General features: G+C 64.2%; 23 protein-coding genes. 4 read left to right on the forward strand and 19 right to left on the reverse strand.

The annotated features are described in order from the left end of the window. Window positions 1-128 precede the first annotated feature (128 nt). The 6 genes from rnc to ACTNBZ_RS11660 all read right to left on the reverse strand — a co-directional run bounded on the left by rnc (window position 129) and on the right by ACTNBZ_RS11660 (window position 2828). Window positions 129-800: a ribonuclease III gene (gene rnc / locus ACTNBZ_RS11635; protein ID WP_441210049.1), complete on the reverse strand. Its 672-nt coding sequence runs from the start codon at window positions 798-800 to the stop codon at window positions 129-131. A 67-nt stretch (window positions 801-867) separates the two neighbouring features. Continuing rightward, entirely contained in the window at window positions 868-1098 is a 231-nt protein-coding gene (locus tag ACTNBZ_RS11640; RefSeq protein ID WP_441210051.1) for an acyl carrier protein, read from the reverse strand. Then, window positions 1088-1240, reverse strand: a complete 153-nt coding sequence (locus ACTNBZ_RS11645; RefSeq protein WP_441210052.1) for a hypothetical protein — start codon at window positions 1238-1240, stop codon at window positions 1088-1090. The genes ACTNBZ_RS11640 and ACTNBZ_RS11645 overlap by 11 nt, the downstream gene beginning before the upstream one ends. After that, on the reverse strand, window positions 1237-2277 hold the full coding sequence (gene plsX, locus ACTNBZ_RS11650; RefSeq protein ID WP_441210054.1) for a phosphate acyltransferase PlsX: 1041 nt from the start codon (window positions 2275-2277) through the stop codon (window positions 1237-1239). Before plsX ends, ACTNBZ_RS11645 begins: the two co-directional genes overlap by 4 nt. Before the next feature lie 49 nt (window positions 2278-2326). Next, window positions 2327-2557 (reverse strand): helix-turn-helix domain-containing protein, encoded by a 231-nt coding sequence (locus tag ACTNBZ_RS11655; protein WP_441210056.1) that lies wholly within the window; start codon window positions 2555-2557, stop codon window positions 2327-2329. A 40-nt stretch (window positions 2558-2597) separates the two neighbouring features. Beyond that, window positions 2598-2828, reverse strand: coding sequence for a helix-turn-helix domain-containing protein (locus tag ACTNBZ_RS11660; protein WP_441210058.1), 231 nt, complete (start codon window positions 2826-2828; stop codon window positions 2598-2600). 72 nt (window positions 2829-2900) lie between these two features. On the opposite strand from ACTNBZ_RS11660, the gene ACTNBZ_RS11665 reads away from it, so the two are divergent. Then, entirely contained in the window at window positions 2901-3146 is a 246-nt protein-coding gene (locus tag ACTNBZ_RS11665) for a hypothetical protein (RefSeq protein ID WP_441210060.1), read from the forward strand. 12 nt (window positions 3147-3158) lie between these two features. Here the strand turns inward: ACTNBZ_RS11665 and trmFO are convergent, their stop codons facing one another. The 9 genes from trmFO to ACTNBZ_RS11710 form a co-directional block, all read right to left on the reverse strand. Beyond that, complete coding sequence (gene trmFO, locus ACTNBZ_RS11670) at window positions 3159-4463, reverse strand: methylenetetrahydrofolate--tRNA-(uracil(54)-C(5))-methyltransferase (FADH(2)-oxidizing) TrmFO (protein ID WP_441210062.1); 1305 nt, start codon at window positions 4461-4463, stop codon at window positions 3159-3161. Window positions 4464-4504: 41 nt separating this feature from the next. Continuing rightward, window positions 4505-6859 (reverse strand): type I DNA topoisomerase, encoded by a 2355-nt coding sequence (gene topA / locus ACTNBZ_RS11675; RefSeq protein ID WP_441210064.1) that lies wholly within the window; start codon window positions 6857-6859, stop codon window positions 4505-4507. A gap of 160 nt (window positions 6860-7019) precedes the next feature. Beyond that, the gene (gene dprA, locus ACTNBZ_RS11680) at window positions 7020-8258 is read right to left on the reverse strand and encodes a DNA-processing protein DprA (protein WP_441210066.1); all 1239 of its coding nucleotides are present in this window, start codon (window positions 8256-8258) and stop codon (window positions 7020-7022) included. Between the two features lie 47 nt (window positions 8259-8305). Then, on the reverse strand, window positions 8306-9064 hold the full coding sequence (locus ACTNBZ_RS11685; protein ID WP_441210068.1) for a TrmH family RNA methyltransferase: 759 nt from the start codon (window positions 9062-9064) through the stop codon (window positions 8306-8308). An 11-nt stretch (window positions 9065-9075) separates the two neighbouring features. After that, complete coding sequence (locus ACTNBZ_RS11690; protein WP_441210070.1) at window positions 9076-9726, reverse strand: potassium channel family protein; 651 nt, start codon at window positions 9724-9726, stop codon at window positions 9076-9078. 33 nt (window positions 9727-9759) lie between these two features. Further along, window positions 9760-11148, reverse strand: a complete 1389-nt coding sequence (locus ACTNBZ_RS11695; protein ID WP_441210072.1) for a TrkH family potassium uptake protein — start codon at window positions 11146-11148, stop codon at window positions 9760-9762. Between the two features lie 132 nt (window positions 11149-11280). Further along, window positions 11281-12783 carry a lysine--tRNA ligase gene (gene lysS, locus ACTNBZ_RS11700; RefSeq protein ID WP_441210073.1) on the reverse strand — a complete coding sequence of 501 codons (1503 nt, stop codon included), beginning with the start codon at window positions 12781-12783 and terminating at the stop codon, window positions 11281-11283. A gap of 21 nt (window positions 12784-12804) precedes the next feature. Next, window positions 12805-13284 (reverse strand): transcription elongation factor GreA, encoded by a 480-nt coding sequence (greA, locus tag ACTNBZ_RS11705; protein ID WP_441210075.1) that lies wholly within the window; start codon window positions 13282-13284, stop codon window positions 12805-12807. A 119-nt stretch (window positions 13285-13403) separates the two neighbouring features. Next, window positions 13404-14117: a hypothetical protein gene (locus ACTNBZ_RS11710; RefSeq protein WP_441210077.1), complete on the reverse strand. Its 714-nt coding sequence runs from the start codon at window positions 14115-14117 to the stop codon at window positions 13404-13406. 126 nt (window positions 14118-14243) lie between these two features. Between ACTNBZ_RS11710 and ACTNBZ_RS11715 the strand changes: the two genes are divergently transcribed. The 3 genes from ACTNBZ_RS11715 to ACTNBZ_RS11725 are packed head-to-tail and all read left to right on the forward strand — an operon-like array spanning window position 14244 to window position 17196. Beyond that, window positions 14244-14618, forward strand: coding sequence for a BlaI/MecI/CopY family transcriptional regulator (locus tag ACTNBZ_RS11715; RefSeq protein WP_441210079.1), 375 nt, complete (start codon window positions 14244-14246; stop codon window positions 14616-14618). A 9-nt stretch (window positions 14619-14627) separates the two neighbouring features. Beyond that, window positions 14628-16580 carry a M56 family metallopeptidase gene (locus ACTNBZ_RS11720; protein WP_441210081.1) on the forward strand — a complete coding sequence of 651 codons (1953 nt, stop codon included), beginning with the start codon at window positions 14628-14630 and terminating at the stop codon, window positions 16578-16580. Window positions 16581-16605: 25 nt separating this feature from the next. After that, entirely contained in the window at window positions 16606-17196 is a 591-nt protein-coding gene (locus tag ACTNBZ_RS11725) for a hypothetical protein (RefSeq protein WP_441210083.1), read from the forward strand. A gap of 43 nt (window positions 17197-17239) precedes the next feature. On the opposite strand, the gene udk is transcribed toward ACTNBZ_RS11725, so the two are convergent. The 4 genes from udk to tpiA form a co-directional block, all read right to left on the reverse strand. Continuing rightward, the gene (gene udk / locus ACTNBZ_RS11730; protein WP_441210085.1) at window positions 17240-17857 is read right to left on the reverse strand and encodes a uridine kinase; all 618 of its coding nucleotides are present in this window, start codon (window positions 17855-17857) and stop codon (window positions 17240-17242) included. A 156-nt stretch (window positions 17858-18013) separates the two neighbouring features. Then, on the reverse strand, window positions 18014-19315 hold the full coding sequence (eno, locus tag ACTNBZ_RS11735; protein WP_441210087.1) for a phosphopyruvate hydratase: 1302 nt from the start codon (window positions 19313-19315) through the stop codon (window positions 18014-18016). Window positions 19316-19745: 430 nt separating this feature from the next. After that, entirely contained in the window at window positions 19746-21266 is a 1521-nt protein-coding gene (gpmI, locus tag ACTNBZ_RS11740; protein ID WP_441210089.1) for a 2,3-bisphosphoglycerate-independent phosphoglycerate mutase, read from the reverse strand. A 94-nt stretch (window positions 21267-21360) separates the two neighbouring features. Beyond that, window positions 21361-22134 carry a triose-phosphate isomerase gene (gene tpiA / locus ACTNBZ_RS11745; protein ID WP_101691817.1) on the reverse strand — a complete coding sequence of 258 codons (774 nt, stop codon included), beginning with the start codon at window positions 22132-22134 and terminating at the stop codon, window positions 21361-21363. Window positions 22135-22377 lie beyond the last annotated feature (243 nt).

Consider the following 22377-nt stretch of genomic DNA (forward strand, 5'->3'; position numbering starts at 1 on the left):
AGTTTCTTAAATTCTGGCATATATCGTTTGTTTGGGATCCCTTTTGGCATAGTAAACACCCCACTTGTTAGATAGTATATCATACTGTCTAACAAATGGGGTGCAGTTCAAAAGGCCGGGGAATTTCATTATTTGCTTAGTTTGTCAATGGCCGACCGCGCGGCGTTCTGCTCGGCCTCTTTTTTGCTGTGGCCCTCGCCGTGGCCCACGCAGACGCCGTTCAGATCCACCTCCACGGCAAAGATCTTGGCGTGGTCCGGACCGCTGGAGCCGATGAGCCGGTACTGCAGCACCTGGCCGCTTTCCCGCTGGACCAGTTCCTGCAGGGCGGTCTTGTAATCCCGGTTGCGGGACTTCTCGGCCTCCCGGTCCAGGATATACTTCTGAATGATGCGCCGGGCGGGCTCGATGCCACCGTCCAGGTAGACCGCAGCCAGCACAGCCTCCACCGCGTCGGCCTGTATGGAAGGGCGCTGCCGGCCCCCGCCGGCATTCTCTCCCTTACCCAGCATCAGATATTTGCCCAGGCCCCAGGCCTGGGCAACCTCCACCAGGCTCTCCTCACACACCAGGGCCGCCCGGGTACGGGTCAGTACCCCTTCGGGCAGGTCAGGGTGGGTATGATAAAGGTAATCCGCAGTCACCATGCCCAGCACCGAGTCCCCCAGGAACTCCAGCCGCTCGTTGCTCTGGATCCCCCTGGCCCGGTTCTCATTGGCATAGGAGCTGTGGGTCAGCGCGTTTTCCAGCAGCGACCGGTCCTGAAACGTATATCCCAGGGTCTCCTCCAGCGGTAACATGGCCCTTCTCCTCCTTCAAAACAGGAAGCCCCGCCTGAGCGGGGCTTCCCGGCATCCTGTTCTTCTCTCAGTCCAGCTTAGCCTGCAGGAAGCGGACAAAATCGCCCACCGTGGTCATGTCGGACAGATTCTCGTCCGCCAGCTCATCCAGGCCGAAGGCCTCCTCCACCGCGGAGGTCAGGTCCACCACGTCCAGGGAATCGGCGCCCAGCTCCTCAAAGGAGGTGTCCATGGTGATGCTGTCGGCGTCCACGCCCAGCTGCTCTGCCAGCAGCGCTGCGATCTTCTCAAAAATCATTTCCATCTTCTCCTATCATGATCGTTTCCTTGCCGCCTGAAACGGTAATTGCACTAAAATAATAGGCAAGATATGGCTCTGTGTCAATAGGGTTTTTCAGTTTTTCCCCGGCGCTCCGAAAAATATGGGAACGGCCGGTCATGCCTCTTCCTTTTTTACCTGCACAGGCAGGCGCATATGCTCCATATTCTCGGTGATATCTTCAATGATCCCCGAGGAGGCAAAGCGGGCGGCCTGCTTGATGGCATTCTTGATGGCGTAGTCGTCAGAGGAGCCGTGGGCCTTGATCACCGGTTTGGAGATGCCGATGAACGCGGTGCCGCCCACTTCCCCCGCGTCCAGGATCTTCTTGAATTCCCGGATGCCGCCGGACACCAGCACCGCCGCCAGCTTGGTCAGCAGGTTCTTTTTGAACATCTCCTTCATCTTTTTGGCCAGGAAGCCGCCAGTGCCCTCCATGGTCTTGAGGAAGATGTTGCCCGAGTAGCCGTCGGACACGATGACGTCCACCGCGCCGTACACCGCCTCCTTGCCCTCCACGTTGCCCGCAAAATGGAGGCGGCCCTGGGCATCGGCCTCCTTGAGCAGCTCATAGGTCCTTTGCTGGAGCTCGGTACCCTTGGAGGGCTCGGCTCCGATGTTCAAAAGGCCCACCCTGGGCTCGGGCCGGCCCAGCACCCGCTCGGCGTAGTAGGAGCCCATAAAGGCGAACTGGAGCAGATACTCGGGGGTGCACTCGGCAGTGGCGCCGCAGTCCACCAGCACCGCGCCGCCGTTCCCGGTGGGGACCACCGGCGCCATAGCCGCCCGGCGGATGCCCTTGATGCGCTTGACGATCAGCGTGGCCGCCGCCAGCAGTGCGCCGGTGCTGCCCGCCGAGACAAAGGCGTCGCCCTTGCCGTCCTTGAGCAGGTTGAGGCCCACCGTCAGGGAGGAGTCCTTCTTCTCCCGGTAGGCGGTGGCCGGGTTGTCGCAGATCTCCACCACCTCGGATGCGTGGACGATCTCCATCCCGGCAGGGGGCTCGCTCATTCCCTCCCCGGCCAGGACCTTGAGGATCTCCTCCCCCCGGCCCACCAGGACCACTTCCACCCCCTGCTCCCGCACGGCGGCCAGCGCGCCTTTTACGTTGGATGCAGGCGCGTTGTCGCCGCCCATGGCGTCCACGATGATCTTCATAGTGTAAATCCCTCTTTCTTTTTAGCTGTGTCCCGCCGGGACCCGGGGGCTACCGCAGGCTCCGTACCTCGTCCGTCAATCCCAGCAGATAATCCGCGGAGACATTGTAGTGCTCACAGAGCTGGGCCAATTTGGAGAAGGTGGAGGCTTTCCGCCCATTCTCCATCTCACCGATCTGGTTGGGCTTGACTCCCAGAAACTCGGCAAGCTCCTGCTGTTTCTCGCCCCGTTGCTTGCGCAGCGTCCGGAGTCTCTCTCCAAAAAGTTCGTTGGAGTACACCGAATCCCCCCTTGACCGCCCTGCGGGAGCGCCACGCACCCTACCGCAGGCTCCGCACCTCATCTGTCAGGCCCAACAGATAGTCCGCAGAGACATTAAACTTTTCACACAGTTTATACAGACGTTCCATTGACGTACCGGCTTTTCCATTTGCCATATCGCTGATCTGCGCGGTGGATACGCCAAGGATCTCCGCCAGTTCAGAATATGTCATTTTGTTCTGTTGGATCAGCTCTTTCAGCCGGCCGGAGAAAATTTCCCTGCTAAACATATTCTTCTCCCTTGACATATTAGATATAATCTAGTAACATAGCATTAGATTATATCTAGTGAGGTGTTCTTCATGGATACACTGCTTCCCGATCTTTTTGACCTGATGTCTCAACGCTGTGGACATGAGCTGACCCACTCTCAGCAGTACCGGGACTGCGCCGCCCTCCGGGAGCGCCACTTCTCCCGTGTCCGGGAGGCCATGGGAGAGGAGTTCTGCGAAAAGCTCAGCGATATCGTTGCCGAATGCGCCCAGCTCCACACAGAAGCCGCCTTCGCCTGGGGACTGCGGCTGGGATTGAGCCTGCCAAGCCTCTGAACTCCTCCGCCGTTATCTGAACCTCAGGCCGGGCAGAATCTCCAGCGCACGGCGGCTCAGCTCTGCATTTTTATTTCTTTTGCCCTTCACCTTATAGCCCAGGGGCGGGATGATGCCGAAATTCACGTTCATGGGCTGAAAATCGGCCACGCTCTCATTGCTGATGTAGAGGGCCAGGGCGCCCACGGCGGTCTCCTGGGGGAAATTCACGGGGGGCTTGCCCTGGAGCCGCCGGGCCAGCTCCACCGCCGCCAGGAAGCCGGAGGCGGTGGACTCCACATAGCCCTCCACACCGGTGATCTGCCCGGCAAAGCAGACGCGGGGATCCTTTTTTACCCGGTAGTAGCGGTCCAGCAGCCGTGGGGAGTCCAGATAGGTGTTGCGGTGCATGACGCCGTAGCGCACGAACTCGGCGTTCCTGAGGGCGGGGATCATGGAGAACACCCGCTTCTGCTCGGGCCATTTCAGGTGGGTCTGGAAGCCCACGATGTTGTAGATGGAACCCTCGGCGTTGTCCTTGCGCAGCTGCACCACCGCGTAGGGCTCCTTCCCCGTCTTGGGGTCTTTCAGGCCCCGGGGCTTCAGGGGGCCGTAGCACAGGGTGTCGTGGCCCCGGCGGGCCATAACCTCCACCGGCATGCAGCCCTCAAACACATGCCTGTCCTCAAAGCCGTGGACCTCAGCCTCCTGCGCGGCGCACAGCTCGGTCCAGAAGGCGTCGTACTCCTCCGCCGTCATGGGGCAATTCACATAGTCCGGCGTGCCCTTGTCGTACCGGGAGGCGAACCAGGCGCTGTCCATGTCCACGCTCTCAAAGGTGACCAGGGGGGCCGCCGCGTCGTAGAAATTCAGGTAGCGGCTGTCCGGGAAAAAGGCGGCGATGCTCCCGCTCAGCGCCGGGGAGGTCAGCGGCCCGGAGGCCACGATCACATTTCCCTCCGCCGGGATCTCCGTGACCTCCCCCTCCTCCACGTTGATGAGGGGGTGGCTGCGGATCTGTTCGGTGATGGCCCGGGAAAAGGCGTGGCGGTCCACCGCCAGGGCCCCGCCGGCCTCCACCCGGTGGGCGTCGGCGCAGGAGAGGATCAGGGAGTCCATCCGCCGCAGCTCCTCCTTGAGCAGGCCCACCGCGTTTTCCAGCTGGTCGGACCGGAGGGAGTTGGAGCACACCAGCTCACCGAAATCGTCGGTGTGGTGGGCGGGGGTCTTCTGGGCGGGCTTCATTTCGCGCAGCACCACGGGGATGCCCCGCTGTGCCAGCTGCCACGCGGCCTCGGACCCCGCCAGGCCCGCGCCGATCACGATGACTGGTTCCATGTGTTCTCCTTATTAAGAACGGGCCGATCAGGCGTCGGTCCCTAAGATTCTTTCTTTCCGGCAGCCGTCTTTGGGGCGGCCGCTTTTTTCGTGGCGGGCTTTTTGGCCGCCGTTTTTTTGGCCGGGGCCTTGTCAGCGGACTTGGCTGCCGTCTTTTTGGCCGGAGCCTTGGCGGCGGATTTGGCCGCTGTTTTTTTGGCCGTGGTCTTCTTGGCCGGCTTCTTCTCCTCCTCGGGAGGGGTGCCCTCCGCGGGATTGGCGTTCCCGGCGGTCTTTTTCTTGTAACCCCGCTGGTCCTCGGGCAGGAAGTTGGGGCACTCCGGGTTGATGCAGAAGGGCTTCTTGAAGCCCCGGCCCGACTTTTTGAACAGGGTCTGGCCGCACTCGGGGCAGGTCTCCTTCACCGGCACGTCCCAGGTCATGAAGTCGCACCTGCGGGCCTCGTCCTTGTTGGTGTTGTTCTCACAGCCGTAGTAGGCGTAACCCCGCTTGGAGGTCTTTTTCAAAATCTTGCCGCCGCACTTGGGGCACTTACCCGGCATTTCGATGACGATGGGCTGGGTATGGGGGCAGTCGGGCCAGCCGGGGCAGGCCAGGAAACGGCCGAAGCGGCCCGATTTGAACACCAGGTTCCGGCCGCACAGGGGACAGATCACATCGGAGACCTCGTCGGGCACCTTGATGCGCTCCAGATCCTGCTCGGCGGCCCGGAGCTCCTGCTCAAACCCGCCGTAGAAACTGGAGAGGATGTCCTTCCAGTTCTCCTTGCCCTCCTCCACCTCGTCCAGCCGGGCCTCCATGTTGGCGGTGAAGGCGGTGTCCACGATGTCGGGGAAGCGCTCCTTCATCAGCTCGGTGACCACCTCGCCCAGGGGGGTGGTGCGCAGGTACTTGCCCTCCTTCACCACGTACTCCCGGTCCAGGATGGTGGAGATGGTGGGAGCGTAGGTGGAGGGGCGGCCGATGCCCTTCTCCTCCAGCGCCTTGATGAGGGTGGCCTCGGTGTAGCGGCTGGGGGGCTGGGTGAAGTGCTGAGCCTTGGCGGTGTCCCGCAGGCTCACCTGCTCCCCCTCCCGCAGGTCGGGCAGGGGGGATTGCTTGAGGGCCTCGTCCTCCTCGTCCTTCCCCTCCACATACACGGCGGTGTAGCCCGAGAACTTCAGCGCCGAGTGGTTGGCACGGAAGTGGTAGCCGGCGCTCTCCACGTCAATGGAGACGCTGTCGTACACGGCGGAGGACATCTGGCAGGCCAGGAACCGGCTCCAGATCAGCTTGTAGAGCCGGAACTGCTCGCCTGTCAGGTCCTTTTTCACCTGTTCGGGGGTCAGGTTCACGTCGGAAGGACGGATGGCCTCGTGGGCGTCCTGGGCCCCCGACTTGGTCTTGTACACCCGGGGCTTGCCGGGGTAGTAGTCCTGCCCGTAGCGGCCCAGAATAAAGTTCCGGGCGGCGGCGGTGGCCTCGTCGGAGAGACGGAGGGAGTCGGTACGCATATAGGTGATCAGGCCCACGGTGCCTTCGCCCTCGATATCCACGCCCTCGTAGAGCTGCTGGGCGATGGACATGGTGCGCCGGGGGGTCATGTTCAGCTTGCGGGAGGCCTCCTGCTGCAGGGTGGAGGTGGTGAAGGGGGGCGCGGGGGAGCGCTGCTTGTCCTGCCGCTTGACGCCCGCCACGGTGAAGGGGGCCGCCTGCACGGCGGCGATGACCCGGTCTGTCTCCTCCTCGCTGCGCAGCTCCATCTTCTTCTCCCTTCCGTAGAAGGAGGCCTTGAAGCTGCCCAGATTGGGAGCGATGCGCTCCAGATCCACATCCAGAGACCAGTACTCCTCAGGTACAAAGGCGCGGATCTCGCTCTCCCGCTCGGCCACCAGCCGGGTGGCCACCGACTGGACCCGGCCGGCGCTCAGGCCCCGGCGGATCTTCTTCCACAGCAGGGGGGAGAGCTGATAACCCACGATCCGGTCCAGCACCCGCCGGGCCTGCTGGGCGTCCACCAGGTTTCGGTCGATGTCCCGGGGGGCGGCGATGGACTCGTTGACCACCTTTTTCGTGATCTCGTTGAAGGTGACCCGGTAGGTCTTGTCGTCCGGAATGCCCAGCAGCTCCTTCAGGTGCCAGGAGATGGCCTCGCCCTCCCGGTCCGGGTCGGTGGCGAGAAAGACCTTGTCGCTTTTCTTCGCCGCCTTCATCAGGTCGTCGATGACCTCTTCCTTTCCTTTGATGGGCTGATAGTCGGGTTGAAAGCCGTGCTCCACATCCACGCCCAGCTTACTTTTCGGCAGATCGCGGACATGCCCCATGGACGCCTTGACCTGATAGTCGCTTCCCAGGTATTTGCCAATGGTCTTGGCCTTGGCGGGGGACTCCACGATCACGAGATTCGTTTTTGCCACAGCAGTACCTCCAATTTGGACCCGCCTGCCCGGCAGGCCCTCTATCGTCCGCCCTGCGGACGCGGTATCTCCCCGGAGGGAGCAGAATAGATCATCAAAGAAGTTCAAAAGGAGCATTTGCTCCTTTTGAACCGCGCGGCGATTGCCGCGCGGGGCCGCATTATGCGGTAAACACCGTTACGGCTGCAAAGCCGTTGCCCGGCTTTTCCTCCACATAGCCCCGGACCTGCAGCATGGTCAGGGCGGAGAGTATCCGCCGGGCCGGGATGCCGGTGGCCTCCACCAGATCGTCCGGCCGCAGAGTGGACTCTCCCAGCTTGAGCAGGAGCTCCTTCTCATCGTCCGTGAACTCCTCGGTGCACGCTTCAAAGGTACTATAAGACCTTCCCGTCCCCTTGTCAACCGTCTCCAGTGGGATCTTCTCCTCCTTCCGGGGCATTTTCGGCGTTTTTTCCACCGGTTTTTCCACCTTGCGCGCCGCCCGGTAAAGAAGTCCGCCGCTGCGGTCCCGGCCCACCTTGGCCGGATAGAGGGTCTCGTACTCCTCCAGCACGTCCCGGGCCGAGAGCACCAGCTTGGCCTCGCCCCGCTGGATGAGCAGGTTGGTCCCGGCGCTGGAGGGCGCCCCCGCCGGGCCGGGGAAGGCGAACACATCCCGGTTCTGGTCCAGGGCCTTCCGGGCGGTGATGAGGGTGCCGCTGCGCTCGGCGGCCTCCACCGCCACCACGCCCAGGCTCAGTCCGCTGATGATCCGGTTGCGCACCGGGAAATGATGCCCCTCGGTGGGGGTGCCGGGCGGATACTCGCTGATGAGTGCGCCCACCTCCGGGATGCGCTCATAGAGGTCGGCGCTGGAGAACGGGTAGACCCGGTCGATGCCGCCGCCCAGCACCGAGCAGACCGTACCGCCCGCCCGGATGGCGCTGCGCAGGCAGGCGGAGTCCACGCCCTGGGCGATGCCGGACACCACCAGCGCACCGCCCCGGGCCAGCTCCCAGCCCAGGGTCCCGGCCTGGCTCAGTCCGTACTCCGACGCCCTGCGGGAGCCCACCACACCGATGGCCACCTCCTCGTCAAAGGCGATGTGTTTTCCCTTCACATAGAGCACCGCCGGCGGCGCGTCGATCTGCCGCAGCCGCTCGGGATACTCCGCGTCCTGCATGGTGAGGATGCGGATGCCCAACCGGGCGCAGTCGGCCTGGACGCGCTGGGCGTAGTCCAGCTCTTTGTGCGAGAGCTCCTTTCGCAGCGGCAGGGGCAGCCCCGCCAGCCGGTACTCCTCCGGGTCGGCGAAATACACGCCCTCCGGCGAGCCGAAACGGTCGGCCAGGGCGGCGGCCTCTCCCGGCCGCAGCGAGGGACGGGTGGTCAGCCAGAGCCAGTACTTCAGCGCGGACATAAAAACACCTCATTCTCTCTATCTGTCGGGTGCGCTCCCGGCGGAGCTCACCGCGCCATCTCCCACAGCACCACCGCGGCGGCCACCGCGGCGTTGAGGGATTCACAGCGCTCCCGCATGGGGATCTTCAGGGTCTTTTCGCAGCGCTCCAGCGCCTGCCGGGACACCCCCCGGCCCTCGCTGCCGATGATGACGGCGGCCCCGGCCAGCGCGGCGGAGCGCACGTCCTCGGTATCCTCCCGCAGGGCGGTGGCATAGAGGGGGACGCCTGCCCGGCGGAGGGCCACGTCCAGCTCATCCAGCCCGGCCTCCCACACCGGCAGGCGGAAGCAGGCTCCCATGGAGGCCCGCACCGTCTTGGGCGAGAAGGGATCGGCGCAGCCGGGGAGAAGCACCAGTCCCGCCGCCCCGAAGGCATCGGCGGTGCGCCAGATGGTACCCACGTTGCCCGGGTCCTGCACCCCGTCCAGCACCAGCAGCCCTCCGGGGGGGAGGCCTTCCGGCAGGGAGGTTTCCGGCGTGGAACACACGCCCATCATTCCCTGGGGGTTCTCCATGGTGGAGAGGCTGCGGAACACCTCTTCCGGTACCGACACCAGGCGCACTGTATCCCTGAGTCCCTCCGGCGGCTCCACGCCCTGGGCACACACCACCGTCTCCAGCGCCGCGCCCCAGGCCGCCGCCTCCGCCGTCAGCTTGGTGCCCTCGCAGAGAAAGCGCCCGCTACTCCGGCGGTATTTCCGGTCGCTCCCCAGCTTTCGGATGTGGACGGAGAGCGGATTCTGCCGGCTCGTGATCCATTCCATATGCCGTCCCCCTACAGCTCGTGGAGCTGATTGATGGATTCGATGCGGCCCAGCACCACCAGCCTGTCCCCCTGGGAGACGGCATAGTCGCCGCCGGGGGCCACATTCAGCTCCCCCGTCCGGTCCCGGACGGCGATGACGTTCACATGGTGCCTGACCCGGATGTCCAGCTGCCGGATGGTCTGGCCCTGCCACCCTGCGGGAGCGGCCAGCTCCACGATGCTGAAATCGTCCGAGAGCTCGATAAAATTGAGCACGTTGGAGCTGGACAGGCCCTGGGCCAGCTTCAGGCCCATCTCATGCTCCGGGAATATCACCCGGTCGGCGCCGATCTTCTCCAGCACCTTGCGGTGGACATGGCTCTGGGCCTTGCACACCACCTGCTTCACCCCGGCCTCCTTCAGATTCAGGGTGATGAGGGCGCTGTCCCCCACGTCGCTGCCGGCGGCCACGATGGCGCAGTCAAAATTGCGCACTCCCAAAGCCCGCAGCACCGCCGGGTCCTTGGCGTCCCCGGCCGCCGCGTGGGTCACCTGCTCGGCCATCTTCTGCACCCGCTCGCTGTCGGCGTCGATGGCCAGCACTTCATGGCCCAGGCTGCACAGCTCGGTGGCCACCGCGCTGCCGAAACGCCCCAGGCCGATCACTACAAAGGTCTTCATATCTGTTTCAAACCTCCCTGTCCGCCCATGGGGCTATCCGATCATAAGGTCCATATTGGGATACCGGATCCTGGCCGCCTTTCGCTTCCGGGTGAGGAAGGCGATGGAGAAGGAGAGCACTCCCACCCGGCCCAGATACATAAAGAGGATGAGCAGCCACTGGGACGCCCGGCTCAGCCCCGGCGTGATCCCCGCGGTAAGGCCCACGGTGCCCAGGGCGGAGGCCACCTCAAAGGCGCAGTCCAGATAGGGCAGTCCCTCCAGCGCAGAGAGGGCGATGGACCCTGCGCAGAACAGGCCCACCACCACCAGCGTCAGGGTCATGGCGTTGAGCACCCGCTGGTAGGACACCGCCCTGCCCCGCACCGTCACCTGTTCCCGGCCCGTCAGGCCGGACCGGAAGGCCAGCAGCAGCACCGCCAGCGTCACCGTCTTGATGCCGCCCGCCGTGGAGCCGGAAGAGCCGCCGATGAGCATCAGCACCACCGACAGGGCTCTGGTGCTCTCCCGCAGGCCCCCCTGTCCCAGGCTGTCGAAGCCCGCGGTGCGCAGCGTGACCGACTGGAACAGGGCGTTGAGCAGCTTCTCCCACAGGGGCATGGGCCCCAGGGTGGCGGGATTGTGGTACTCGGCAATCAGCGTAAATACCGTCCCCAGGGTCAGCAGAGCCGCCGTCATAGCCAGCACCAGCTTGCTGTACAGGGACAGCCGCCGCCAGCACCGGGCCCGGACCATGTCCTCCCACACAAAGAAGCCCAGGCCTCCCACCACGACGAGGACCGCCGTGGTCAGCAGGACCACCGGGTCGTCCCGTACCCCCGTCAGGCTGGAGAAGGGCCCATAAGCCCCGCCCAGCAGGTCGAAGCCCGCGTTGCAGAAAGCGGACACCGCGTGGAAGATTCCCCGCCACAGCCCCCGTGCAAAGCCGAAACGGGGGATGAACCGGGCCGCCAGCAGCGCCGCACCGGTCCCCTCCAGGAAAAAGGTCCCCACCAGCGCCCGGCGCACCACCCGCACCACGCCGTCCAGGTCGTTCAGGTTAAAGGTGGAGACCATGATGAGCCGCTCGGACAGGCCGATCCTGCGGTGGAGGGCCAGGGACACCATGGTTATGACCGTCATGAAGCCCAGCCCTCCCAGCTGGATCATGACCAGGATCACCACCTGGCCGAACAGGCTCCACTGGAGCCAGGTGTCCGCCAGGACAAGACCCGTCACGCAGGTAGCCGAGGTGGCGGTGAACAGCGCGGTAAAAAATCCGGCGCTCTGTCCGTCCCGGGAGGCCAGGGGCAGCGTCAGCAGCAGGCTCCCCAGCAGAATGATGCACCCGAAGGAGGATGCCACGATGCGGGTGGGATTCATGCCCCTGCCGCTGAAGTGCCGCTGCCTCAGCCGGCGGAGCGGGGACGATTCCATTTTCATGTTCACTTCCTCATCAGTCCGGCAGAACGAGATATGGATACACAGAAAGGCACAGACAAGGAAATTTCTTCCTTATCTATGCCCATAAGAGGCCGCGCCCGCGCGGGACGCGGCCTCCCGGTACCTTATTGCTCAGTCCAGAGGTTTCATGGTGGGGAACAAAATCACGTCCCGGATGGAGTCGGCTCCGGTGAGCAGCATAACGCAGCGGTCGATGCCCATGCCCATACCGCCGGTGGGGGGCATACCGTATTCCAGAGCGGTAAGGAAGTCCTCATCCAGCATCTCAGTCTCATCGTCGCCCCGCTCCCTCTGCTCCACCTGCTTCTCAAAGCGGTGGCGCTGGTCGATGGGGTCGTTGAGTTCGGAGTAGGCGTTGGCCAGCTCGCTGTGACAGACGAAGAGCTCAAACCGCTCGGTGAGGCGGGGATCCTCCGGGCTGCGCTTGGTCAGGGGAGATACCTCCACCGGATACATCGTAATAAAAGTAGGCTGGATCAGTTTCTCCTCCACCCGCTGGTCGAAGCAGGCATACAGGGCGTTGCCCCAGGTCTTTTCGGCGGCATCGGCCAGTTCCACGCCCACTGCCTTGGCGGCGGCCACCGCCTCAGCATCGTCGGTAATGGCGCCGAAATCGATCCCCAGATACTCCTTCACCGCGTCCACCATGGTCAGACGGCGCCAGCCGGGGGTCAGGTCGATCTGCTCGCCCTGCCACTCCACCTGGTAGGTGCCCAGGATCTTCTGGGCGGCGCCCGAGATGATGCCCTCGGCAATGTCCATCATGTCGTGGAAATCGGCATAAGCCTGGTAGAGCTCCACGGTGGTGAACTCGGGGTTGTGCTTGGGATCCATGCCCTCGTTGCGGAAGATGCGGCCGATCTCATACACCCGGTCCATGCCGCCCACGATGAGCCGCTTCAGCGGCAGCTCGGTGGCAATGCGCATATACATGTCGATGTCCAGGGTATTGTGGTGGGTGACGAAGGGCCGGGCGGCGGCGCCGCCGGCAATGGTGTTGAGCACCGGGGTCTCCACCTCAATATAGCCCATGTTGTCCAGATACTCCCGCATGGACTTGATGAACTGGGAGCGGATGACGAAATTCCGCTTGACCTCGGGGTTGACCATCAGGTCCACATAGCGCTGGCGGTAGCGGGTCTCCCGGTCGGTGAGGCCGTGGTACTTCTCGGGCAGGGGCAGCAGAGACTTGGAGAGCAGGATGATGTTCCTGGCCCGGACGCTCATTTCGCCCCGCTGGGTGCGGAACACCTCACCCTCCACACCCACGATATCGCCGATGTCATATTTCTTGAACTTCTTGTAAACCGCCTCATCCATTTCATCCTGACGGGCGTAGAGCTGGATGCGTCCGTCCCGGTCCTGCAGATCACAGAAGCTGACCTTGCCCATGCCGCGCTTGGACATAAGGCGGCCCGCCACCTTCACAGCCTGTCCCTCCAGAGCGTCAAACTGCTCTTTGATCTGGGCGGAAGTATGATCCCAGTCAAACTTGGTGACCTGGAAGGGGTCCTGTCCGGCGTCCTGCAGCTCCTTAAGCTTGCCGCGGCGGATCTTCAGCAGTTCAGAGAGAGAGGGCTCCTGCCTCTGGGGCACGTTCTTTTCTTCACTCATTGGTACGTTCTCTCCCTTTCTTTAGGCCTTCTGGATATCCAGGATACGGTAGGAGATGGTGCCGGCGGGGGCCTCCACCTCCACATCGTCGCCCACGGCGCCGCCCAGCAGGGCCCGGCCGAAGGGAGAGTCGTCGGAGATACGGCCGTTCATGGGATCGGCTTCCTGAGAGCCCACGATCTCATACTCCACTTCCTCGTCAAACTCCTTGTCCAGCACCTTGATGCGGCTGCCCAGACGGACGATGGTGGTATCGTCGCTGTGCTCATCCTCGATGACCACGCAGTTCTGGAGGATCTCCTCCACCTCGGCAATGCGGGAATAGAGCTTGCCCTGCTCGTTTTTCGCCTCGTCATACTCGCTGTTCTCGCTCAGGTCGCCGAAGGAGCGGGCCTCCTTGATCTGATCGGCCACTTCCTTCTCCCGGACCGTCTTGAGATAGTTGAGCTCCTCCTTCAGCTTTTCAAACCGCTCGGGGCTCAGCTTATATTCTTTTGCCATTGCCGTGCACACCTTTCTTTTGCCGAAAATAAGAGAAACGAGCCGTTGCCGGCTCATATCTCCCACAGAATCCAATTTAACGTCTATACATTATATGTAGTTTGCCTGTATCTGTCAAGCTATTTAAAGGAAGCGCGGGGGCGGATCTCCACTTCTTCGGCTTTCAGCCGCCCTTCCTCCCAGAGCAGGGCCAGCAGCGGCAGATCGTCCAGCTCCTCCGGCAGGGGGCAGGGCGCCGCCAGGGTCAGGCCCCCAAGGCCATCCTCCGTCCCGTCCAGGGACAGGCTGGCCTCCCCCTCGCGCTGCGCCGGGGGAAAGCACACCGTCACCTGGGCCTTTTCCGCCCTCTCCAGCACCGGCACGCCCCGCTCCCGCTCCAGCCAGCGCGCCAGATCGGCTCCCTCTTCCCCTGCCCGGAGGACCAGCCGCCGCACCCGAGGGGCCAGGGCGCAGGCCGTGTCGAAAAAGGGCCGGTCCACCCGCTTCCCCACCAGCGCCGCCGTGGCCCTCTCCGGCGGGATGCCTCGGGCGGAGAGGCTGGCCAGGGCCAGCCGGGGCGCCAGGGCGGTGCACAGACCCGCCGCGCTCACCGGGAGCAGGCCCTCCTCCTCCAGCACCGGCCACAGCGGGAAGTCTGCCGGCACCAGCACCCGGCGGCAGCCTTCCTTCCGCAGCAGCCGGGCGGCCCGGCGTACCTGCCATCGGACAACCGCCCCGTCAGGCCCGGCGGGGGCGGACACAGACGCCCGCAGCAGTCCCAATCCCATGACCTCCCGCCGCTCCAGCCGGACCCGCCAGCCCCGGCGCTTCTCAAACGCCAGCCATCCCACCATGTTCTCACCCCGCTCACAGATTATGCGCCCCCGTTCCCCTCCATGCCTGTTTTTTCCGCTCCCTCTTGACAAACGCGTCCTACAGTTGTAGTATATTTGTGTACTACAACTGTAGGAGGTATCGTCATGGAAACCGACCGTCTCTCCGACCGGGAGTGGACCGTGCTGGATGCCCTGTGGGCCCTCCCCGAGGGGGGCACCCTGGGGGAGCTCACCGACGCTCTCTTTCCCCGCACCGGGTGGAGCCGCAACACCGTTTTGACCTATCTCACCCGCATGGAGGCCAAAGGGCTGGTCGCCATCCGCCGGGAGGCCGCGCCCCGCCGCTATCAGGCCGCCCTCAGCCGGGAGGACTGGGCCGCGGGAGAGCGCCGCAGCCTCCTCCGGCGGGCCTATCAGGGCTCCGCCGGTAAGCTGGTGGCCGCCTTTCTCCGGGAGGAGGCCATCACCCCCCAGGAGCGGGATGAGCTGCGCCGCCTGCTGGACGAGATGGAAGTGTAGGGCCGGGGCATGACGAACATCTGGTCTTTTCTCCTCCAGACTTTGTCCCTGGCTGTTACGGCGGCGCTGCTGCTGGCCGTCAAGGCCCTGTTCCGGGATAAGCTCTCCCCCCGGTGGCAGTACGGCATCTGGGCCGTACTGGGCCTGCGGGCGGTCATCCCGGTAGGGCTGCTGGGGCTCTGGGGCCCGCTGGACCTGCGTCTGCCGGTGGAGCGGCTCAGATGCGCCGCCGAGGCCGGACGAAACTCCGCCCTCACCGACCCCTGGCAGGCCCTTCGGGTGACCGCCCCCATTCCCCGGCTCTCCGCCGCCCCCCGGAGCCTCACCGACTGGCTTTTCGTGGGCTACCTGGCCGGCGTTCTCCTGCTGCTGGGCTGGTATCTCTTTTCCTACCTCCGGCTGCGCCGGGCGCTCCGGGGCGGACTGCCCCTCTCCCCCGCCCGTCAGGAGCAGCTCCGCCGGGTGGGCGCCGCCTACGGCCTCCCCGTCTGCGGCGCGGTGGGGGTGCCGGGACTGTCCACCGCCTTCCTCTGCGGGGTCTTCCGGCCGGTGCTGGCCCTCCCCGCCGGGCAGGAGGTGGACGACAAGGTCCTGCTCCACGAGCTGCTCCACCTGCGCTTTCACGACACCGCCGCCGGCGTCCTGCTCTGCCTGCTCCGCTGCCTCCACTGGTGCAATCCGCTGCTCTGGTACTGCTGCGACCGCATCCAGAACGACTGCGAGGCCCTGTGCGACCAGCGGGTGCTGGAACGGCTGGAGGGGGAGGAGCGACGGGCCTACGGCGTCATCCTCCTCTCCATGGCCAACGAGCGGTACGCCCGGGCGCCGGGCACCTCCTCCATGGCCAACGGCGGCAAACGCATCCAGGCGCGCATCCAGTGCATCGCCCGTTTCCGCCGCTATCCCCGGGGCATGGGCCTGGGAGCGGCCTGCATGGCGGCGGTGCTGGCCACGGCCAGCCTGCTGCCCCCGCCCGGCCTGGCCGCCCAGGCGCTGCCGGTCACGGCGGAGCCTGCCGCCTTACAGGCCTACGCCCTCACCGCCGCCTGTACCACCCCCGCCGGGGCGGTGGACACCTATGCCAAGGCCCTGCTTGCGGACAGCGCCCTCTTCCGGGCCGCCGTCACCCCGTCGGAGCAGCTGCCCGCCCTGATGGACCGGCTGGAGCGGGATGGCTCCCTGGCCCTCAGCGCCCCCTTCGCCGCCCTGGAGGCCGGGCATACCGTCCCCTTCGTCACCCACTGGGGAGACCTGGGGCTGGAAGAGCCCGTCACTGTCTACCAGTTCGCCTGGCAGGTCTATAACCTGCTGCCTCAGACGGAGGACCGCTATACCGGCCTGCTGGTGTTCCAGGCTCCGGGCTATGAAACGGAGCTCCCCATCCTGCGCCAGCAGATCACCGTTTTCCGGGAGGGGGAGCGCTGGGTAGTGGAGCCATTGGAGGAGCTGACGCCCCGGGACTGGACCGGCGGGACCATTGCCCACGCCAGCCCGGACCTGCCCTTCCTGCGCTATACCGGCCAGGCCGGGGGCTATACCGTCACCCTGGACTATCAGTATCTGCTCTCCACCGGCTCCAGCCTGTCGGCCTACGGTCACCAGACGGAGAGCGAGCTGGCTTTTCTCCCCGACGCCCGGTTCACCGACTATTTCCGCTCGGAGGGCGGCAGCCTTCGCCTTACCGCCACCGGGGAAGATCGGCCCGGCTCCCTGCGCTACGCCCCCATTTTTAAAGCCCATAAAACACCGGATCTCTCCGCCCTGCTGGGCGGGGACAGCGCCCGGCGGATCTCCCTGCCCCGGCAGGCGGGACAGGGAGGCGGAGGCGGGGCTGACCCCTCCGGCGGCGCCCAGTGGCAGCATGCGCCCGCCGCCTTTGCCGCGGAAATCACCACCGCCGGAGAGACCTGCGCCCTCATCCTGACGCCGGAAGGAGGCGATCCCTCTGGAACGCTCCCATAACATTCCCCACGCCCTGGGACAGGTCATGCTGGCCCAGCTCTTCCTCCATCTGAATCTGAGTCTGGGCAGTCTCAACGTGCTCCCGGAGTGGGTGGGCTATCTGCTCCTCTTCCGGGCCATCGCCGGGCTGTCCGGCGTCCTGCGGGATATCGGGCTCCTCTCCCCCCTGTGCGCTCTGCTGGGCGGGATGAGCACCCTCCAATGGCTGGCCGTCACCTTTGGCCTCTCCGCGCTTTTTCCCGCGTCCGGGCTGATTTCCGGCCTGGCCAGCCTTCTTGCCCTGCTGCTACGAGTGGTGGGCATCTACTTCAACTTTCAGCTCCTCACCGACCTCTCCGCCCTGCCCGCCCTGTCAGGGGCGGACAGCGAGCGGTATGCCGCCCTGTCTCTCCCGCCCTCTTCCGACCGGCTCCGCCGCGATTTGCTGCTGCGGCGGAACGTCCTCACTGTGCTGGGCACCCTGCTGGCGCTCCTCACCTATGTGTCCGCGCCGGAGTGGAGCTATCTGCTCCTGCTGGGCCTCAGCGCGGCGGCCACCCTGGCGGTGGTGCTCACCCTATGGGACCTGTACCGCCTCTTCCGGGAGGAGCCGCCCGCCCCCGCTCAGATGCCATAAAAAAACCGCCTGCACCTCAGTCCGTGCAGGCGGTTTTTTGTATTCAGTTGCTCTCCACAAAGCTCTTGATGCGCTGGATGATCATGTCCAGGGCCACCACATTGTGGCCGCCCTCCAGCACGATGATGTCGGAGCAGCGCTTGGAGGGCTCCACGAACTGCTCGTGCATGGGCTTGACCGTGGTCAGGTACTGGTTCACCACCGAGTCCAGGGAGCGGCCCCGCTCCTTCACGTCCCGGAGGATGCGGCGCAGGATGCGCACATCGGCGTCGGTGTCCACGAAGATCTTGATGTCCATCAGGTCCCTGAGCTGCGGATTCTCAAAGATGAGGATACCCTCGATGATGATGACCTTGGTGGGCTGGACCTCTACCGTCTTGTCCGAACGGTTGTGGATGGTATAGTCGTAGACGGGGCACTGGACGCTCTCTCCCCGCCGCAGAGCCTGGATATCCCGGATCATCAGGTCGGTGTCAAAGGCGTCCGGGTGGTCGTAGTTGAGCTTGCACCGCTCCTCGTAGGGCATGTCGTCATGGCGCTTGTAGTAGTTGTCGTGGTAGAGGATGCTCACATCCTCTCCAAACCGTTCCTTGAGCCGAAGCGTAAGGGTGGTCTTACCCGAACCGGTGCCGCCCGCGATGCCGATGATCATAGTGTCCATACCAGCCGCCTCTTTTCTTTCTTTCTCGCTGAGAAGTATACCACAGATCCCGCTGCCCGGCAATAAAAAACGCCGGATCCGGCCGGGGCCCCCGAGCTGGGCGGCACAAAAATGGGGCCGCTGCCTGCTGGCAGCGGCCCCTTGTGCTCATTTTGATTACTTCAGGTTGAAGAAAGCGTCCTTGCCCAGGTACTGCGCCACGTCGCCCAGCTCCTCCTCGATGCGGAGCAGCTGGTTGTACTTGGCCACGCGGTCGGTACGGCTGGGAGCGCCGGTCTTGATCTGGCCGGCGTTGAGGGCCACGGCGATGTCGGCAATGGTGGCGTCCTCAGTCTCGCCGGAGCGGTGAGAGACCACGGCGGTGTAGCCGGCGCGGTTGGCCATCTGGATGGAGTCCAGGGTCTCAGTCAGGGTGCCGATCTGGTTGACCTTGATGAGGATGGCGTTGCCGACCTTCTTCTCGATGCCCATCTTCAGGCGCTCCACATTGGTGACGAACAGGTCGTCGCCCACCAGCTGCACCTTGTCGCCGATGGCCTTAGTCAGCATGGACCAGCCTTCCCAGTCGTTCTCGCCCATACCGTCCTCCAGGGAGATGATGGGATACTTGGCGGCAAAGTTCTTCCACATGTTGACCATCTGCTGGCGGGTCATGGTCTTCTTGGCCTTGGGCAGGTCGTAGCAGCCGGTCTCCTCGTTGTACCACTCGGAAGAAGCGGCGTCGATGGCGATCATGAAGTCCTCGCCGGGCTTGAAGCCGGCCTTCTCGATGGCGGCCACGATGACCTTCAGGGCGTCCTCGTCCTTCTTCAGGTTGGGGGCATAGCCGCCCTCGTCGCCCACGCCGGCAGCGGGGGTGCCGTTCTCCTTCAGGACGGTCTTCAGGGTGTGGAAGACCTCGGCACACATCCGCAGGGCCTCATGCCAGCAGCAGGCGCCCACAGGCATGATCATAAACTCCTGGATGTCCACGTTGTTGGTGGCGTGAGCGCCGCCGTTGAGGATGTTCATCATGGGCACAGGCAGGGTCTTGGCGTTGACGCCGCCGATATAGCTGTACAGGGGCATGCCCAGGCTCTCGGCAGCGGCCTTGGCACAGGCCAGGGAGGCGCCCAGAATGGCGTTGGCGCCCAGACGGCTCTTGTTGGGGGTGCCGTCCAGGTCGATGAGGGCCTTGTCGATGGCCACCTGATCCAGCACGTTCATGCCCACCAGGCACTCGGCGATCTCGGTATTCACGTTCTTCACAGCAGTGAGGACGCCCTTGCCCAGGTAGCGGCTCTTGTCGCCGTCCCGGAGCTCGCAGGCCTCGTACACGCCGGTGGAAGCGCCGGAGGGCACAGCGGCGCGGCCCATGGTGCCGTCGTCCAGATAGACCTCCACCTCAACGGTGGGATTGCCGCGGGAGTCCAGGATCTCACGGCCCAGGACGTCTACGATCTCGATGATCTGCTTCATGGGAAATCTACTCCTTTCTAATTGGGAGGGAGATACCTCCCCGCCGGTTTTCCCGGCCCCTCCCGCATACGGGAGGCCTTTCTATCTCTGCCCGATCCCCATGCGCGAAGGGGCGCCGGACTGGTCCGGCTCGGGGGGCAAACAAGGTTAAATCTACGGGAGTGGGACCCGCACCTGTTTGGAGGCTCTTTTTCTCCGTCAGTTCTCGATGAGGGTCTCGCCGTCCATCCCGGCCGGCTTTTCCAGACGGCCCAAACGGGCTCACCCGTTTGGGGGCCCTTCTTTTCCATCCTCGGAGCAAGTGAATTGCCCCTGCGGAAATGCTCCGCCGCCACGCGGCTTCGCATTTACGGCGCGTGCGCGCCGCCCCGCCCTTGGCGGGGTGGGTCCGGAAAAGCCTCCAAAGAATCCGGCCGGTGCTCCCGCTCCGTCAATTCTCGATGAGGGTCTCCCCATCCATCTCGGCCGGCTTTTCCAGCCCCATCAGGTCCAGCATGGTGGGGGCGATATCAGCCAGACGTCCGTCCCGCAGCTTTACATCGGCGCCCACGATATAGAAGGGCACCAGATTGGTGGTGTGGGCGGTATAGGGGGTGACTCCGTCCTCATCCACCATCCGCTCGGCGTTGCCGTGGTCGGCGGTGATGAGGGAGACGCCGCCCATTTTGGACGTGGCCTCCACCACCTGGTTGACGCACTCGTCCACCGCCTCCACGGCCAGCCGGGCGGCCTCGTAGACGCCGGTATGGCCCACCATGTCGCAGTTGGCGAAGTTCAGGATGATCACGTCGTAATTGCCGCTTTCGATGCGCTTGACGGCCTCGGCCGCCACTTCATGGGCGCTCATATCGGGCTTGAGGTCGTAGGTGGCCACCTTGGGAGAAGCGATGAGCACCCGGTCCTCGCCGGGGAACACCTGCTCGGCGCCGCCGTTGAAGAAGAAGGTGACATGGGCGTACTTCTCGGTCTCGGCGATGCGCAGCTGAGTCAGGCCCAGCTTGCTGATATACTCGCCGAAAATATTGTGCAGCTCCTTGTGGGGGAAGGCCACGCTTACGTTGGGCATGGTGGCATCATACTCGGTGGTGCACACGTAGGTCACATTCTGGAAGCCCCGCCTACGCTCGATGCTGCTGAAGGCGGTATCCACAAAGCAGCGGGTGATCTCCCGGGCCCGGTCGGGGCGGAAGTTGAAGAAGATAATGGAGTCGCCCTCGCTGACCAGCGCGTCCTTCACGCACACCACGGGCTCCACGAACTCGTCGGTGACGCCCGCGTCATAGGACTTCTGCACCGCGTCCACCGGATCGGGGTTGAAGGTCCCCTCGCCGTTGGCCATGGCGTTGTAGGCCCGCTGCACCCGGTCCCAGCGCTTGTCCCGGTCCATGGCGTAGAAACGGCCCATCACCGTGGCCACCTGGCCCACGCCCAGCTCTGCGCACTTGGCCACCAGCTGCTCCACATAGCCCTTGCCGGAGGAGGGCGGCACATCCCGTCCGTCCAGGAAGCAGTGGACATAGACCCGGCTCACTCCCCGGCGCTTGGCCATCTCCAGCAGGGCAAACAGGTGGGTGATGTGGCTGTGGACGCCGCCGTCGGACAGCAGGCCCATCAGGTGCAGGGCGCTGTTCTTCTCCTTGCAGTCATCCATGGCCTCGCGGTAGGCCTCGTTCTCAAAGAAAGTGCCGTCCGCCACCGCCTTGCTGATGCGGGGCAGGTCCTGGAAGACCACCCGGCCGGCGCCGATGTTGGTGTGGCCCACCTCGCTGTTTCCCATCTGCCCCTCGGGCAGTCCCACGTCCAGGCCGGACGCGGACAGCTTACAGCCTGGGCAGTTGGCAAAGATCCGATCCAGATTGGGGGTGCGGGCATTCTGAATGGCGTTGCCCTTCTCCTCCTCCCGGAGGCCAAATCCGTCCATAATAATCAGGGTAGTCGGCGTTTTACTCATAATAAACCTCGGTTCTGATGAAATTAAGAATCCCCTGGGCGATGCGGCGTTCCCGCCGCGCATCCCGCTCTCTCTTCCCGGCTCTTAATTTATCTTACTCCTGGTTCGCGGCGTTGACGATCTGCACGAAGTCGGGGGCCTTCAGGGCGGCGCCGCCGATGAGGCCGCCGTCCACATCGGGCTGGGCAAGGAGCTCGTGGGCGTTCTTGGCGTTCATGGAACCGCCGTACTGAATGGTGACGGAGCGGGCCACCCGGGCGCCGTACAGCTTGCGGATGACGGCGCGGATGGACTCGCAGACCTCGCCGGCCTGCTCGGCGGTGGCGGTCTTGCCGGTGCCGATGGCCCACAGGGGCTCATAGGCGATGACCACGTGGCGCATCTTCTCGGCGGGCACGCCGGCCAGGGCGGCCTTTACCTGATAGGAGATCAGGTCCATGGTCACGCCCAGCTCCCGCTGCTCCAGGCTCTCGCCCACGCAGACGATGGGGTACAGGCCGGCCTCCAGGGCGGCGTGCACCTTCTTGTTGACGGTGAAGTCGGTCTCGTTGTAGTAGCTGCGGCGCTCAGAATGGCCGATGATGACGTACTTCACGCCCAGCTCCTTGAGCATCTCGGCAGAGACCTCGCCGGTATAGGCGCCATGGGACTCGTAATGCACATTCTCCGCACCGATGGCAACACGGCACTCCTTGAACAGACGGACGGCGGCGGGGATGTTTACGTAGGGAACGCACAGGACCACCTCGCACCACTTGGGCTTACCCAGCAGAGGCTTGAGTTCCTCAGCAAAGGCGCGGGTCTCGGACAGGGTCTTGTTCATCTTCCAGTTGCCGGCGATAATGGTCTTGCGATATCTTCTGTTCATGGCGTATGGCCTCCTCAAAACATGCTTCTTTATTTCGTTCAGGCGGGACCGTATGAGGACGATGCTCCGCGAATTGGGCCGGAGGTATCCACTTCCGGCCCAATTTAATTATTTTACGTTATTTTTGCGGATTGTCAAGGATAAATTAAAGAAAACGCTCCTTTTCCGGCCAAATACACGGTTCTGCAGCGGCGCAAGCGGCAGCCGGTCCCCCTTCGGGCGTCGTTCCGGCTCCCCTGCGGG

The sequence above is a fragment of the Pseudoflavonifractor sp. HCP28S3_F10 genome (genome assembly GCF_052065415.1).
Lineage (GTDB): Bacteria > Bacillota > Clostridia > Oscillospirales > Oscillospiraceae > Pseudoflavonifractor_A.

Coding starts and splice junctions, on each gene's coding strand:
- ACTNBZ_RS11665 (WP_441210060.1), top strand. CDS start 2,901: ATGGATACACTGCTTCCCGATCTTTTTGACCTGATGTCTCAACGCTGT.
- dprA (WP_441210066.1), bottom strand. CDS start 8,258: ATGTCCGCGCTGAAGTACTGGCTCTGGCTGACCACCCGTCCCTCGCTG.
- ACTNBZ_RS11710 (WP_441210077.1), bottom strand. CDS start 14,117: ATGGTGGGATGGCTGGCGTTTGAGAAGCGCCGGGGCTGGCGGGTCCGG.
- ACTNBZ_RS11660 (WP_441210058.1), bottom strand. CDS start 2,828: ATGTTTAGCAGGGAAATTTTCTCCGGCCGGCTGAAAGAGCTGATCCAA.
- ACTNBZ_RS11640 (WP_441210051.1), bottom strand. CDS start 1,098: ATGATTTTTGAGAAGATCGCAGCGCTGCTGGCAGAGCAGCTGGGCGTG.
- gpmI (WP_441210089.1), bottom strand. CDS start 21,266: ATGAGTAAAACGCCGACTACCCTGATTATTATGGACGGATTTGGCCTC.
- plsX (WP_441210054.1), bottom strand. CDS start 2,277: ATGAAGATCATCGTGGACGCCATGGGCGGCGACAACGCGCCTGCATCC.
- rnc (WP_441210049.1), bottom strand. CDS start 800: ATGTTACCGCTGGAGGAGACCCTGGGATATACGTTTCAGGACCGGTCG.
- ACTNBZ_RS11725 (WP_441210083.1), top strand. CDS start 16,606: ATGCTGGCCCAGCTCTTCCTCCATCTGAATCTGAGTCTGGGCAGTCTC.
- tpiA (WP_101691817.1), bottom strand. CDS start 22,134: ATGAACAGAAGATATCGCAAGACCATTATCGCCGGCAACTGGAAGATG.
- ACTNBZ_RS11645 (WP_441210052.1), bottom strand. CDS start 1,240: ATGACCGGCCGTTCCCATATTTTTCGGAGCGCCGGGGAAAAACTGAAA.
- ACTNBZ_RS11720 (WP_441210081.1), top strand. CDS start 14,628: ATGACGAACATCTGGTCTTTTCTCCTCCAGACTTTGTCCCTGGCTGTT.
- ACTNBZ_RS11695 (WP_441210072.1), bottom strand. CDS start 11,148: ATGAAAATGGAATCGTCCCCGCTCCGCCGGCTGAGGCAGCGGCACTTC.
- greA (WP_441210075.1), bottom strand. CDS start 13,284: ATGGCAAAAGAATATAAGCTGAGCCCCGAGCGGTTTGAAAAGCTGAAG.
- lysS (WP_441210073.1), bottom strand. CDS start 12,783: ATGAGTGAAGAAAAGAACGTGCCCCAGAGGCAGGAGCCCTCTCTCTCT.
- ACTNBZ_RS11690 (WP_441210070.1), bottom strand. CDS start 9,726: ATGAAGACCTTTGTAGTGATCGGCCTGGGGCGTTTCGGCAGCGCGGTG.
- ACTNBZ_RS11685 (WP_441210068.1), bottom strand. CDS start 9,064: ATGGAATGGATCACGAGCCGGCAGAATCCGCTCTCCGTCCACATCCGA.
- udk (WP_441210085.1), bottom strand. CDS start 17,857: ATGGACACTATGATCATCGGCATCGCGGGCGGCACCGGTTCGGGTAAG.
- trmFO (WP_441210062.1), bottom strand. CDS start 4,463: ATGGAACCAGTCATCGTGATCGGCGCGGGCCTGGCGGGGTCCGAGGCC.
- eno (WP_441210087.1), bottom strand. CDS start 19,315: ATGAAGCAGATCATCGAGATCGTAGACGTCCTGGGCCGTGAGATCCTG.
- ACTNBZ_RS11715 (WP_441210079.1), top strand. CDS start 14,244: ATGGAAACCGACCGTCTCTCCGACCGGGAGTGGACCGTGCTGGATGCC.